The organism is Saccharopolyspora sp. NPDC050389 (assembly GCF_040655595.1).
In the GTDB taxonomy this organism is placed as follows: domain Bacteria; phylum Actinomycetota; class Actinomycetes; order Mycobacteriales; family Pseudonocardiaceae; genus Saccharopolyspora.
In genome coordinates, this window is sequence record NZ_JBFAKG010000016.1 from 83,985 (window position 1) to 97,397 (window position 13,413).

Sequence of the window (13,413 nt, forward strand, 5' to 3'; positions counted from 1 at the left end):
TTGACGCCATGCGGACTTTCTAACCCAACATTGGACTTAAAGTCGATAGCCAATTGAACTATATTGGATCCATGTCTTTCGCTTCGTCCGCGCACATCCACGGCCACAAGCTCGTCGACCTGCTTGGTTCCTGGCACGGCACGGCGCGTCCGTCCTCCCAGGCGTTGGCCGCGGCGCTGCGGCAACTGGCGCTGGACGGGCGACTTCCGCCGGGAACCCGGCTGCCGGCGGAACGCGAGCTCGCCGACGCCCTCGGGGTCAGCCGGACCCTGGTCGCGCGGACGCTGGACCGGCTGCGGGAAGACGGTTTCGCGGCCAGCCGTCGCGGGGCCGGTTCGTGGGTGAAGCTGCCGGATCGGGATCGCGACAACGAATCCCACGGCGGATGGTTCCCGACCGTGGACAGCGAAGTGCTGAACCTCGCGCAGGCCACGCCGAGCGCGCCACCGGAGCTGTGCGCGGCGGTGGATCGGGCGCGGCTGCGGTTCGCCGAGCAGCTGACCGGCCACGGCTACCAGCCGCACGGCCTGCCGGCGCTGCGCGAGCAGATCGCCGAGCGCTACGCGAAGCGGGGGCTGCCGACCAGCCCGGATCAGATCCTCGTCACCAGCGGCGCGCAGCACGGCTTCGCCCTCCTACTCCGGATGCTGGTGTCGCCGGGCGAGCGGGTACTCGTCGAGCACCCGACGTACCCGAACGCGCTGGAGGCGATCCGCGGGCTCAACGCCACACCGGTGGCGGTGCCGATGGTCGAGGACGGCTGGGACCTGGAGCTGCTGGCCGCGAGCCTGCGGCAGACATCGCCGCGGCTGGCGTACCTGATCCCGGACTTCCACAACCCGACCGGCATCCGGCTGGACGCTCCCGGCCGGGCCCGGCTCGCCCGAGAGCTGGCGCGCACCTGCACGACCGCGGTCATCGACGAGACACTCGCCGAGATCGACCTGACCGGTGACCAGGCGCCGCTGCCGATGGCCACGTTCACCGATCGGGCGCTGCTGGTCGGCTCGGCGAGCAAGTCGATCTGGGGCGGCCTCCGGCTCGGCTGGATCCGAGCATCCGAAGATTTCGTGCAGCGCACGGTGGTCGGCCGCGCCGCGGTGGACCTCGGCAGCCCGATCCTCGAACAGCTGGTGCTGGCGGAGCTGCTGCAGGACGCCGACCGGCTGCTGGAGCGCCGGCGCGCCGAGTCGATCGAGCGCCGCGACCACCTCATCGCGGCCCTGCGCGAACACCTGCCGCACTGGCGCTTCCGCGTCCCGGACGGTGGCCTTTCGCTGTGGTGCGACATCGGCGCACCGGTCAGCAGCCGGCTCTCGGTGGCCGCGGAGCAGCACGGCGTGCGGGTGGCGCCGGGGGCGCGCTTCTCGGTGCACGGTTCGCTGGAGCGCTGGGTGCGCGTCCCGTACACGTTGCCGGTCGATCAGCTGGAAGAGGCGATCCGCCGTCTCGCGGCGGCGGCAGCGTCGGTGCCGGAAGGACCCGGCCCGACCGCCCTGACGGCGCCGATCGCCTGAACAGCCGACCGCCCGTCGGCACGGCCCCTCGTCGTGCCGACGGGCGTTCGACCGCGGGCGCCGCCCCGGTGCCGCAGGGGCATTGCGGCACCGGGGCTCCGGGGGCCCAGTCCTCGGCGTTCCGGCAGGTCACCGACATTGCCGGGGGATAGGCCGGGGCGCCCCGATTCCGATCCGGCCGGGCGCAGACGGCCGGCTCGGAGCTGGTGGGTGCGAACGTTTCCCCAGGATTGCCGCCGGAGCGGCGCGGTGCAGCGTCAGTCGGGCGACGTCGATGGTTCGAAGGACGGGACGCCGGTCGCCGGCCGGTTTTCCGGGTAGGCGACGCCGGCGCTCGCGGACTCGGCCGGGTTGGGGCCGGTCGGCAGGATCACCAGCAGACCTCGCAGCCCGCCGCCCCAGGAGGTCGTTCCTGCGGACAGCGATGTGGCCGGTGCCGGGGGCGCCGGTGGTTCCGGTGCCGGGCTGGTCGGTGGCGTGATGCGGGACGGGGCGGACGCGTCCGGAGCCCGGGGCTCCGGGAGGGTCCGGGCGGCCCTGGTGGGCACCGGCGACCGCTTCGGCAGTGAAGCGGCCCGGTCGTCCGTGGCCGGTGCGGCGGAGTGCTGTCGCGGTGGTGGCGCGAACGTGGCCGGAGCCGGCGGGACGTCGTCGGTGTCGTCGGCGACGACGGTGGGCTGTTCGGTTCCGCCGATCGGCGGAACCGGGCGGTCGATGTCGGGCCGTTCGACCGCGGGTTCTGCGGGTTCGGGCGGTTCGACCACGGGTCGTGCCACCGGATCGAGCGCGGTTTCTGGCTTCGCCACCGCGTCGACGACGATCTGCTCCACCTCGACCCGGGGGTGGTCGAGCTCGACGGCATCGGCGACGCCGGTGGCACCGAGCCACCCACCGATGCCCAGGCCGCCGATGAACACCGCCCGCGCCGCGAGCGCGCGGAACCGTGACCAGGGACTGCGCTGAGCGCAGGCTCCCGTCACGGTCACCACCGCCTGTCGGTCGGGTCCGCGCGGCCTGGCGCGGCGCTGGCGTCGGGTGCGCCGGGGTGATCGGCGCGATATGGGCATTCAACCACCTGAGGTGGCGGTTTCGGGGCACCGACCGCGACGAGTGCGGCGGTCGTCCTCGCATTGTCCACGGAATCGGGCGACCAGGAAAGATCTCCGGCGTTGTCGTACGGGTGAGGTCGGTGGCGGGCGGCGGCGTGTCCGCAGTGGACAGATCGGGTGCCCGGCACAGTGTCCGCTGTGGATCAAGAACGCGAAATCCGGCTGAGCATCGGTGAACTCCAAGAGGTTTGGGCCTCCCGCGGGCACGATCTGCTGCTGCACGATCCCGGCGGCAGCGGCGAATGCCTGGTGCGGCGGGGCGAGCTCATCGCGTCGGCGAGCGCCCTGGATCCGATCCTCGACCGGTACCGCCGCTGGGTCGACGACGTGCAGCACGACGACGATCTGCTGCTGGCCAGGGTGCGGTTGCGGGGCGCGGAGCGGGACCGGTGCGTCGATCTCGCCCGGGAGGCCGGCGTCGCCGTCAACCACGTGCACTTCGGCTGCCCGGTGATGTACGGGATGCCGGTGATTTGGGGAACCGGCGCGGATGTGCAGGCGGGCCCGGCGCTTCCGGAACCGCCGGTGGGGCAGTGGGATCCGCCGGTCGTGGTCGGGGTCCTGGACACCGGGTGCGATCCACACCCGTGGTTCCGGGACCGGCCGTGGTTCGAGGCCGTGCCGGAGGAACTGGATGCCGACGGCGATGCCGGTCAGGACCGCCAGGCGGGTCACGGCACGTTCGTCAGCGGCGTGGTGCTGCAACACGCGCCGGGCGCGGTGATCCGGGCGCGCCGCGTGCTTTCCTCGCTCGGGTTCACCGATGACTGCACCGTCGCGGCCGGGCTGCGTTCGTTGCGGCGGTCGGCCGAGGCGCGCGGCGAACGCATCGGCGTCGTCGTGCTGACCGCCGGATGCCACACCGCGGACGACGAGTGCCCGCCGATCCTGCGCGAGGAGCTGCGCAACTGGCCCGACACCGTCGTTGTCGCTGCAGCCGGGAATCACGCGCAGGCCAGGCCGTTCTGGCCCGCGGCGTTGCCTTCGGTGGTCGCGGTGGCGGCGACCGGGGCCGACGGTGCGGTCGCCGAGTTCTCCAACTCCGGGCCGTGGGTCGACGCCGCCGCGCCCGGGGTGGATGTGTCGAGCAGCTTCGTGCGGATGGCTCCCGGTGGCGATCGCAGATTCGGTTACGCGCGTTGGAGCGGGACGTCGTTCGCCGCGCCGCGAGTGGCCGCCGCCGCTGCGAAGGCGTTGCGAGACGGCTTGAATCCGAACGAGGCACGCGATCTTGCCCGTCGGCATTACCCGTTCGAGCGGTAATCGGCGCGAAGTGAATCTGTAGGCACCTCTGCTTCCTCTTATTACGCGGGAGGACGAAGATCGCAGAATGGGGAGAGGTGCTTGGTCGTGCACGAGGTCGGGGACGGCCGGACGTCCGCGGTGTTGTTGCGCCGCGCGGAGTCTGGTGATCAGCAGGCGTGGCAGGAACTGGTGGATCGCAACGCCCCGGTGGTCTGGGGCGTGTCGCGGGCGTTCACGACGAACAACGCGGACGCGGAGGACATCTACCAGGCCACCTGGTTGCTGCTGGCGGAGAATCTGGGGCGGCTGCGCGAACCGGAGTCGTTGTCCGGGTGGCTGGTGACCACCGCGCGGCGGGAGTCGATGCGGTTGCGCCGGGCGCGGCGGCGGGAATCGCCGGTCGGGCTGGATTCTGGCGATCTCGGGCCGCCGGACTACGCGGAGGACCCGGAGCACAAGGTGTTGAGGGCCATGACGAGTTCACGGCTGGCGCAGTCATTCGCCCAGTTGCCGCAGCGCTGCCAGCAGTTGTTGCGGGTGCTGGCGGTCGCGCCGGAGGCGACCTATGCCCAGGTCAGCCAGGCCCTGGGGATGCCGAGGGGAACGATCGGGCCGAAGAAGGGCCGCTGCCTGGCGGAGCTGCGGCGGCTCATGCTGGCCGCTGAGGTCCCGGAGGAGGTGGCGGGATGAACCAGTGGATGCCCTCGGAGCTGCGGCGGTTGCGAGACATGTTCCAGTCCTGCGACCCCATTCCGGAGCACGCCCTGGCAGGCGCGTACTCGGCCATGGCGCGGCGCTCGCCGCACCGGGAGAAGGTGGCGTTGGAGCTCGTCGGCGACTCGGCGGAGTCGCCGGCGAGGGTCCGCTCCGGGCGGCCGGAGCCGCGGGTGCTGACCTTCGCGATGCCCGGCCGGGTCCTGGAAATCGACCTGATCCCGACCGTGGCGGGCCAGTACCGGGCGTCCGGGATGGTGCTGAACCGGGCGGGCCAGGCGCCGCCGGCGGGCGAGGTCGTGCTTCGCCATCCGGCCGGGGAATGCGCGGGTTCCCTGGACGAGTACGGCGCGTTCCGGGTGGCCGACGTGCCTCGCGGGCCGCTCAGCGTGGTGTTCCGGCCGCTCCGGTCGGCGCCCGCCGTAGCGGATTGGCTGGTCTGTTGAGCGCCGGGACGGCGATGGCACCGCCGGATGCGATCACCGCGGCGCTGTGGTGGCGGGACAACGCCGGCGCGGCTCCGGAGACGGCCATGCGCAAGGCGGAGGAACTGCTGTCGGGCACCGGCGACGCGGAACTGAGGGTGCTCGGTCGGCACATCGCGGCGCTCGCCGCGGTCGAGCGCGGGAAGGTGCGGCAGGCGCAGCGGCACGCGCGCCTCGGGTTGGCCGCGGCGAACCGCACCGGGCAGCCGGAGCGGGCCGCGCAGCTGCGGCTAACGCTCGCGTGGATCGAGATGGAGCGCGGCGCGACGAGCGCGAGCTGGGCACAGCTGGTGGCGGCGGAGCCGTTGCTGCCCGCGGCGGACCAGACCCGGGCAGCCTGCCTGCGCGGCCTCCTGCACTGCCAGAGCGATCAGCACCACGAGGCGAGGGTGGAGCTGAGCCGGGCATTGCGGAGCTTGTCGGCGGGCGACGATCGGCACTGGAGGGCGAACGCGCTTCTGGGGCGTGGCCTGGCGAACCTGTACACCAACAGGTTGGCCGCCGCGGAGGCGGATCTTGCCGCCGCGGAACGGGTTTTCGCCTCGGACGGCAGGACCGCGCGGGCGGCGGGCTGCCTGCACAACCGCGGTTGCGTCGCGTTCCGAGCCGGTGATCTGCCGCGTGCGCTGCGGCTGTTCGAGGAGGCGGTGGCTGCCGGGCTGGACGTCGAGTCGAACCCGGAGGCTCTGGTCGACCGGGCGGAGGCGTTGGCGGCGGCCGGGTTGAGCGGCGAGGCTCGGGCGACGATGGAGCGGGCGGCCGACAGGCTGGCCGCCTGCGGCCGGGCCGGGCGGCTCGCCGAAACCAGGCTGGCGCTGGCCGGCTGCGCGCTGCGGGACGGCGATGCGGCTGCCGCCGCCGAGGCGGCCGGCAGCGCACGGCAGCTGTTTCGCGCGCAGCGGCGGCCCGCGTGGGCGGCGTTGGCGACGGCCATCGCGTGGCAGGCGAAGCTGCGCGGCGGCCAGTGCTCGCGCTACGCGTTGGGGGCCGCGCGGCGAGCGGCTGCGGCGTGCGAGGAGGCCGGATGGATCGGGCCTGCGGCCGAACTGCGGCTCATTGCCGGTCGAAGTGCTGCGCGCGCCGGGATGCGCACGTTGTCCCGCAAGCTCTTCGCGTTGTGCGTTCCCCTGCGCGACGAGGTTTCGGGGCCTCCGCAACATCGGGCGCTGGGATGGTTGGCCGAAGCCCTGTTGGCCGACCAGGACGGCGATGTGGACCGGGTGTTCGCGGCGTGCCGGGGCGGGTTGCAGGCCGTTGACGGTCAAGCGGCAGGCATGGCGGCCTTCGAACTGCGCGTGCACGCGCTCGGTCTGGCGGGCGAACTGGGCGACATCGCGGTCGGTGCCGCGCTCCGCATCGGCGATCCTCGGTTGGTCCTGCGCTGGACGGAGCGGTCGAGGTGCAGCGCGCTGCACCGCAGGGTGCTGCGGCCGCCGACGGATTCGAGGCTGAACTCCGCGTTGGTGCGGCTGCGCGCCGCGGTGCTGGAGGCGCAGGGCAGCCGTGACCCGAGGCGCGCGCTGGCCACCATCGCGGAGCTGGAGGAGCAGGTGCGCCACCGCGCGATGCTGGTGCGCGGTCGCACCAGCGGCCTTCGGGCGCCCGGCGGCATCGACGACGTCATCGCCGAGCTCGGCGATTCCGTGCTGCTCAGCCTCTTCGCCCACGGCGATCGACTGTTCGCCGTGTCCATTGTGGATGGTGATGTTCGGCTGCACGTGCTAGGTCCGGAGGCGAACGCGGAAGGTCACGCGGCCCGGCTCCGGCACTTGCTCGCGCGGCAGGCAGTGGGCACCGCGCCGAGCGCGGCGCCGATCTTCGAGATGGGCGCGCGTCGCGCGGCGGAGGAGTTGCAGGCGCAGCTGCTCGCGCCGGTGCTGCCCGCGCTCGAACGAGGTCGGTCGCTCGTCGTGATCCCGACCGGGCGCCTGCACGTGCTGCCGTGGGCGGCGCTGCCGGTGTGCCGAGGGCGAAGCGTGACGGTGAGCCCGTCGCTGCGGTGCTGGTTGCGCGGCGCGTCGGACGCTCGGAGCGCGGACCGGGCCGGTGCGCCGGTGTGGATCGCGGGCCCCGGCCTGGATTACGCGGATCGAGAGGTCGAAGGCCTGCACGCGGTCGCGGGCGGGCGGCTGCTGGTGGGCGCCGAGGCGGTCTCGGAACGGGTTCTATCCACTGTGGATGGAGCGGCGATCGTGCACATCGCCGCGCACGGCCGGTTCCGGGACGACCAACCGCTGCTGTCGTGCGTGGATCTCGCCGACGGGCCGCTGTACGCCTACGACCTGGACCGGCTGCACCGCGGCCCCACCACGGTGGTGCTGTCGGCCTGCGACGTGGGCCGGTCGGCGGTTAGCCGGGGCGATCAGCTCAGCGGCCTGGCGACCACGCTCCTCGGGCGCGGCACCGCGACGGTGATCGCCAGCGTCGTGCCGGTCCCGGACGAGCGCACGGCAGGCGTGATGGCGTCGCTGCACCGCGCGCTCCGCGCGGGCCGCCCGGCCGCTGCGGCGCTGGCGGAAGCCCAAGCCGAGCACGGCGAAACCGGATTCGTCTGCCTCGGATATGGAGGTGATCGATGACAGCAGCGCGCCGCTGGGACGAGCCGTGTCAGCGGAGCTTGTGGAGGCGGCGGATCGCTTCGTCCAGGACTTCGTCGCGCTTGCAGAAGGCGAACCGCACCAGGTGCTTGGTGTTCTCCGGGTTGTCGCAGAAGACCTGCACCGGGATCGCGGCGAGCCCGATCCGCTCCGGCAGCGAGCGGCACAGCTCGGCGCCGTCCTTGAAGCCCAGCGGCCGGACGTCGGCGCAGATGAAGTAGGTGCCCTCGCTGGCGAGCACGTCGAAGCCCGCCTCGGTCAGCCCGCCGGCGAGCCGGTCCCGCTTGCGCTGCAGGTCCGCGCGCAACTGCTCGACCCAGTCGAGCTCGTTGCGCAGGGCGTGCGCGACGGCGGGCTGGAACGGCGCGCCGCCGACGAAGGTCATGAACTGCTTGGCCGCGCGCACGGCGGCGACGAGCTCGGCCGGGCCGCAGATCCAGCCGATCTTCCAGCCGGTGGCGCTGAAGCTCTTGCCGACGCTGGAGATCGACAGCGTCCGCTCGGCCATGCCGGGCAGGGTGGCCAGCGGGCGGTGCTTGCGACCGTCGAAGATCAGGTGCTCGTAGACCTCGTCGGTGATGGCGATCACGTCGTTGTCGCGGCAGACCTCGGCGATCACGGCGAGCTCGGCGTCGGTGAACACGGTGCCGGTCGGGTTGTGCGGCGAGTTCAGCACCAGGGCCCGGGTCTGCGGCCCGACGGTGGCGCGCAGCGCCTCGACGTCGAGCTCGAAGCGGTGGTCGGGGCCCTGCCGCAGCGCGACGGTCCGGCGCACCCCGCCGGCCATCGCGACGGCGACCGGGTAGGAGTCGTAGTACGGCTCGACGAGCACGACCTCGTCGCCGGGCTCGACCAGGGCGAGCATCGCGGCCGTCAGTGCCTCGGTCGCGCCGACGGTGACCAGCACCTCGTCCTCGGGGCGGTGCTCGATGCCGTAGCGCGCCTGGCGGTGCTCGGAGATCGCGGCCCGCAGGTCCGGCTCGCCGGCGCCCGGCGGGTACTGGTTGACGCCGTTGCCGATGGCCTCCTGCGCGACGCGCAGCATGCCCGCGGGACCGTCGGTGTCCGGGAAGCCCTGCCCGAGGTTGACCGCGCCGGTCCGCCGCGCGAGCTCGGTGATCTCGGCGAAGATCGTGGACGTGAAGGGCCGCAACCGGCTGGTGAGGGCAGGAGTACGCACGTTTTCGCAGGGTAGTCGAAGACGCGGGTGCGATGCGTGCCCGTCTCGCGCAGTGGTGCAGGTGGCGGCTCCTGCGGGGAGTCGCGGGCGCTAGGCCTGCCGCCGGTCGGGCGAACCAGGTGCCAGCCGGTCGCGTAGATCAGCAGGGGTGCAGTTCAGGCCGCGCCGACCCCGGTGAGCAGGAGTGATAGCACGGTCTCTGCCAGGACTCGTCTTCGAGCTCGACCACGCACAGCAGCGCTCCGGTGATCGCGTCGGCGGAAAGGGTGGCCAGCCCTCCGCAGTGGGTAGCGGGCTTCAGCCGGGACGAGTCGCAGCTCGGGATCGGCATGCGTGACGGCTGTCCCGTCGCCGCGACACGTCGGTGCTCTTCAGTCGCTGCCACAATCGGTATGTGCAGCCGACAGCGGATTCCGACAGTGACAAGCGCCGTGGCCTGCGGCGGATGAAGGCGGTGGCCGGCGGATTCCTGCTGGTCGCGACCCTGATCTACGTGGTGGCCCGCTGGCAGGAGAACGCCGGCGCCGATGCCTGGGTGGGGTACGTGCGGGCCGCGGCCGAGGCGGGCATGGTCGGTGCGCTGGCGGACTGGTTCGCGGTCACGGCGCTGTTCCGGCGGCCGCTGGGCCTGCCGATCCCGCACACCGCGATCATCCCGACCCGCAAGGACATGATCGGCCGCAGCCTCGGTGACTTCGTCGGCTCGAACTTCCTGGCCGAGCAGGTGGTGCGGGACAAGCTGCGCCGCGCGGAGGTCAGCCGCCGGCTTGGCGGCTGGCTCGACGACGCCGACCACGCCGAGCGGGTCACCTCGGAGCTGGCCACCGCGGTGCGCGGTGCCGTGCAGGTGCTGCGGGACGAGGACGTGCAGGCCGTGCTGGAGCAGGCGGTCGTGCGAAAGGTGCTCGCCCAGCCCTGGGGCCCGCCGCTGGGCCGGATCCTCGGCCAGGTCTTCGCCGACGGTTCGCACCACAAGCTCGTCGACCTGATCTGCGACCGGGCCTACGACTGGGTGCGGGACAACCACGAGACCGTGCTGCGCGTGGTCAGCCAGCGCGCGCCGTCGTGGTCGCCGAAGTTCTTCGACACCATCGTGGCGGACAAGATCTACGCCGAGGTGCTGTCGTTCGCGTGGGCGGTCAAGACCGACCCGGAGCACCCGATGCGCAAGGCCGTCGACCGCTTCCTGGTGGAGTTCGCCGCCGACCTGCAGCACGACCCGAAGACGATGGCCAAGGCCGAGCAGATCCAGCAGCAGGTGCTGGAGCACCCGGAGGTGCAGAACCTCGTCTCCTCGGCGTGGGGCACGGCGAAGAAGATGCTGCTGGACGCCGCCGAGGACCCGTCGAGCGAGCTGCGGGTGCGGGTGCGCGAAGGGCTGCGTTCGCTGGGCCGCCGGCTGGTCGAGGAGCCGGAGCTGCAGTCCAAGGTGGACGGTTGGCTGGAGGGCGCCGTGGTGTACGTGGTGTCCAACTACCGCGACGAGCTGACCACGCTGATCACGGAAACCGTGGAGCGCTGGGACGCGCAGGAGACGTCCCGCAAGATCGAGCTCCAGGTCGGCCGGGATCTGCAGTTCATCCGCATCAACGGCACCGTCGTCGGTGCCCTCGCCGGCCTGCTGATCTACACCTTCTCCCAACTGTTCCTCTGAGCGCGCCGCCGGTGGTTTCGCCGATCTCCGGCGAAACCACCGGGGCTTCAGGGGCTGTTTGAAGTGCGGTCGGGCGGGTTGTTGTCCTTGAAGCGGTGCGGCCGCTTAGCTCGCCCTCGCAGCTAGCACCGCCACGCAAAACGAGGCTGGAAACAAGCTCTTCAGCTGGTGTGGCGTTCTCGCCAGGAGCGGGCCTTCTCGCGGTTGCCGCACACGCGCATCGAGCACCAGGTGCGTGAGCGGTTGCGGGAGCGGTCGTAGAACGCCCACAGGCAATCGTCGGCCGGGCAGATCTTGATCCGGTCCCAGCGCCCGGTGTGCACCAGCCGGGTCGCGGCCACCAGCACGCTGCCGATCGCGTCGCCGCCGGTCAGCATCGGAACGCCGTTGCGCAGCCGGACCTGAACTGGCCAGGCCGTTTCGAAACCCGCCCGTGGCCGGACGCCGCAGGACACCGCGATGCGCATGGCGTCCCGGATCTCCCGCGCCGCATCGACGCCGGGAGCCTTGCCGAGGTCCTGGTCGATGCACCACTGCTGCCACTGCCCGGGATCGTCCAGGATCTCGGTGCCCTTCTCGGCGTCGCAGGTGTTCAGGAAGGCCAGGACCAGCTCGATGTCGTGGTCGAAGTCGAGTTCGACGCCCTCCGGGGCCGACGGGTGATCCACCTCCGGAGCGACAGCTCTGCTGTTCACGAACACCATCGTAAGCCAATAGGGGGTTGTGCCGACCTCTCGTAACCAACATACTCGCAACACAGGTTAGTAACCGGTGAACGGGTTTGACAGGTTGGAGCGTGGCGATGAATCCGATCCAGATCGATCCGCACGGGTACTTCGAGACGGGACGCGAGCTGACCGCCACGGCGGCCCGGGACGCGGAAGTCGACCGCGCGCTGCGCGAAGGCGGCAGGCTCCGGCCCGAGTGGCTCGACCGGTTCGCCAACTGGTGGGCCTCGGCCACGGAGGCCCTGCGGCCCGGCGCGGCGGTGGACCCGGGCCCGGCCCCGCAACCGAACATCGAGAGGAATGACGATGACCACGCTGAAATTGGCGGGCGTCGCGATCGACTGCCCCGACCCGCTGGCCCTGGCCGAGTTCTACGGGCGGTTGCTGGGCTGGGAGGTGGACGAGGCTGAGTCCAGCGACGGCTGGATCGAGCTCGCGGATCCCGCCGGCGGCGTCCCGCTGGTCTTCCAGCGCGACCCGGGCTACCGCCCGCCGACCTGGCCGAGCGGGGAAGTGCCGCAGATGATGCACCTGGACATCCGGGTGCGGACGCTCGCGGAGGGCCACGAGCTGGCGATCGCGGCAGGCGCGACGCCGCTGCCGCAGCCGCCCGACCAGCAGGACGCGGACTTCCGCGTCTACGCCGACCCGGCCGGGCACCCGTTCTGCATGTGCGCCGGCAAGACGTGATCGGCGTCTCCGGTCAGGGTGCAAGCAGTGTGCTTGCAACAGCTAGCACTCGTGGCTATCGTGGTTGGTGACCGGAGAGGTGCTAGCCCGATGGAACGTGTGGACAAAGCCGTCAACAAGGCCGTCAACCAGGCGGTCAGCGACCTCGGCAGCTACATCCGGACGCAACGCAACAACGCCCAGATCTCGTTGCGGCAGCTGGCGAAGCTCGCCGGCGTGTCGAACCCCTACCTGAGCCAGGTGGAGCGCGGGTTGCGCAAGCCGAGCGCGGAGATCCTGCAGCAGATCGCCAAGGGACTGCGGATTTCCGCCGAAGCGCTTTACGTGCAGGCCGGGATCTTGGAGCGCCGCGAGAGCGGGCCGGTGGTGGACGCGATCCTCGCCGACCCGGAGCTCAACGAGCGGCAGAAACAAGTGCTTCTGGACATCTACGCCTCGTTCCGGCGGGAGCACGACACCGCGGCGGACGGGGACACCGAGCAACCCGAGGAGTGACCGCCATGCCGGCTTTCCCGAAGACCGAAGACGTGAACAAGGTGCGCGAGCAGGCCGCGCACGCCCTGGGCGGGGCCGTCGAGCAGGCCCGCACCCCGCTGCTCGCAGCGCTCGGTGCCGGCGACCTCGCCGCCCAGGCGCTGCTGGAGGCGGTCAGCAAGGTCCGCACCCAGCTCAACGAGCGGGCCGAGGCCGCGCGCCAGGACCTGCCGGGCGACTTCAACGAGCTGCGGGACAAGTTCGACCCGGCCGAGCTGCGCAAGCGCGTCGACGCCTACAGCCAGACCGCGAAGAGCCTCTACGACTACCTGGCCGAGCGCGGCGAGGAGACGCTGCACCGGCTGCAGGACCAGCCGCAGGTCAAGAAGGTCTGGGACCAGGTGGGCACCGCGCAGGACAAGGTCGAGGAGACCGTCGACGAGGTCCGCGACCTGGCCGACGACGTGCTCGGCAAGGTCAGCCGCCCGTTCGGCAAGACCGAGGAGGCGCCCGCCGAGGAGCCGAAGGCCGCCGAATCCGAGGCCGCCGAGCCCAAGGCCGAGGCGCCCGCCGCCAAGCCCGCCGCGAAGACCACGGCCGCGCGGACGACCACCCGCAAGACCACGACCAAGTCGACCGCCGCGAAGAAGTCCTCGACCAGCAAGTCCAGCGAGAGCTGACGGTCCGACCGGGTGCCCACGGCGCCGGCGACCACGTAGGGTGGACACGTGGAGCTGGCGCTTTGGATCCTGACGATCATCTGGATTGCGGGCATCCCGGTCGGGGTTTTCGCTTTCGTGCACGCGGCGGTGCAGCGTGCGGACGCGTTCACCGCCGTGGACAAGCTGAACAAGCTGGCCTGGCTGGCCATCACGGCCGTAGCCGCGCTGGTGCTGATCTTCGCCACGCTGGGGCCGTTCACGATCATCTGGATCGCCGGGCTGATCGCTTCGCTGGTCTACATCGTCGACGTCCGGCCCAAGCTGAAGGAAGTCCAGGGGCGGTCCTGGTAGTGGGCGC

At 71.8% G+C, this 13,413-nt stretch carries 13 protein-coding genes; 10 read left to right on the plus strand and 3 right to left on the minus strand.

Annotated features, from left to right (window positions below; translation table 11 throughout):
* Positions 1 to 71: 71 nt before the first annotated feature.
* On the plus strand, positions 72 to 1,517 hold the full coding sequence (locus AB0I53_RS13090; RefSeq protein ID WP_358601029.1) for a PLP-dependent aminotransferase family protein: 1,446 nt from the start codon (positions 72 to 74) through the stop codon (positions 1,515 to 1,517).
* Positions 1,518 to 1,774: 257 nt separating this feature from the next.
* Here the strand turns inward: AB0I53_RS13090 and AB0I53_RS13095 are convergent, their stop codons facing one another.
* Entirely contained in the window at positions 1,775 to 2,506 is a 732-nt protein-coding gene (locus AB0I53_RS13095) for a hypothetical protein (protein WP_358601032.1), read from the minus strand.
* A gap of 258 nt (positions 2,507 to 2,764) precedes the next feature.
* Here AB0I53_RS13095 and AB0I53_RS13100 point away from each other — a divergent pair, with 258 nt between their 5' ends.
* From AB0I53_RS13100 to AB0I53_RS13115, 4 genes are all read left to right on the plus strand, one after another.
* Complete coding sequence (locus tag AB0I53_RS13100; RefSeq protein ID WP_358601035.1) at positions 2,765 to 3,889, plus strand: S8/S53 family peptidase; 1,125 nt, start codon at positions 2,765 to 2,767, stop codon at positions 3,887 to 3,889.
* An 87-nt stretch (positions 3,890 to 3,976) separates the two neighbouring features.
* Entirely contained in the window at positions 3,977 to 4,561 is a 585-nt protein-coding gene (locus tag AB0I53_RS13105; RefSeq protein WP_358601038.1) for a sigma-70 family RNA polymerase sigma factor, read from the plus strand.
* On the plus strand, positions 4,558 to 5,031 hold the full coding sequence (locus AB0I53_RS13110) for a hypothetical protein (RefSeq protein ID WP_358601041.1): 474 nt from the start codon (positions 4,558 to 4,560) through the stop codon (positions 5,029 to 5,031). The genes AB0I53_RS13105 and AB0I53_RS13110 overlap by 4 nt, the downstream gene beginning before the upstream one ends.
* Positions 5,028 to 7,649 carry a CHAT domain-containing protein gene (locus AB0I53_RS13115; RefSeq protein WP_358601044.1) on the plus strand — a complete coding sequence of 874 codons (2,622 nt, stop codon included), beginning with the start codon at positions 5,028 to 5,030 and terminating at the stop codon, positions 7,647 to 7,649. Before AB0I53_RS13110 ends, AB0I53_RS13115 begins: the two co-directional genes overlap by 4 nt.
* A 28-nt stretch (positions 7,650 to 7,677) precedes the next feature.
* Here the strand turns inward: AB0I53_RS13115 and AB0I53_RS13120 are convergent, their stop codons facing one another.
* Positions 7,678 to 8,847, minus strand: a complete 1,170-nt coding sequence (locus AB0I53_RS13120) for a pyridoxal phosphate-dependent aminotransferase (protein ID WP_358601047.1) — start codon at positions 8,845 to 8,847, stop codon at positions 7,678 to 7,680.
* Between the two features lie 445 nt (positions 8,848 to 9,292).
* On the opposite strand from AB0I53_RS13120, the gene AB0I53_RS13125 reads away from it, so the two are divergent.
* The gene (locus AB0I53_RS13125; RefSeq protein ID WP_358601170.1) at positions 9,293 to 10,501 is read left to right on the plus strand and encodes a DUF445 domain-containing protein; all 1,209 of its coding nucleotides are present in this window, start codon (positions 9,293 to 9,295) and stop codon (positions 10,499 to 10,501) included.
* Between the two features lie 161 nt (positions 10,502 to 10,662).
* On the opposite strand, the gene AB0I53_RS13130 is transcribed toward AB0I53_RS13125, so the two are convergent.
* Positions 10,663 to 11,205 carry a CGNR zinc finger domain-containing protein gene (locus tag AB0I53_RS13130; RefSeq protein WP_358601050.1) on the minus strand — a complete coding sequence of 181 codons (543 nt, stop codon included), beginning with the start codon at positions 11,203 to 11,205 and terminating at the stop codon, positions 10,663 to 10,665.
* Positions 11,206 to 11,535: 330 nt separating this feature from the next.
* Here AB0I53_RS13130 and AB0I53_RS13135 point away from each other — a divergent pair, with 330 nt between their 5' ends.
* The 4 genes from AB0I53_RS13135 to AB0I53_RS13150 all read left to right on the plus strand — a co-directional run bounded on the left by AB0I53_RS13135 (position 11,536) and on the right by AB0I53_RS13150 (position 13,406).
* On the plus strand, positions 11,536 to 11,919 hold the full coding sequence (locus tag AB0I53_RS13135; protein WP_358601053.1) for a VOC family protein: 384 nt from the start codon (positions 11,536 to 11,538) through the stop codon (positions 11,917 to 11,919).
* A 90-nt stretch (positions 11,920 to 12,009) separates the two neighbouring features.
* The gene (locus tag AB0I53_RS13140; RefSeq protein ID WP_093269388.1) at positions 12,010 to 12,414 is read left to right on the plus strand and encodes a helix-turn-helix transcriptional regulator; all 405 of its coding nucleotides are present in this window, start codon (positions 12,010 to 12,012) and stop codon (positions 12,412 to 12,414) included.
* A gap of 5 nt (positions 12,415 to 12,419) precedes the next feature.
* Positions 12,420 to 13,073 carry a hypothetical protein gene (locus AB0I53_RS13145; protein ID WP_358601056.1) on the plus strand — a complete coding sequence of 218 codons (654 nt, stop codon included), beginning with the start codon at positions 12,420 to 12,422 and terminating at the stop codon, positions 13,071 to 13,073.
* Positions 13,074 to 13,121: 48 nt separating this feature from the next.
* Entirely contained in the window at positions 13,122 to 13,406 is a 285-nt protein-coding gene (locus AB0I53_RS13150; protein ID WP_358601058.1) for a DUF2516 family protein, read from the plus strand.
* Positions 13,407 to 13,413 lie beyond the last annotated feature (7 nt).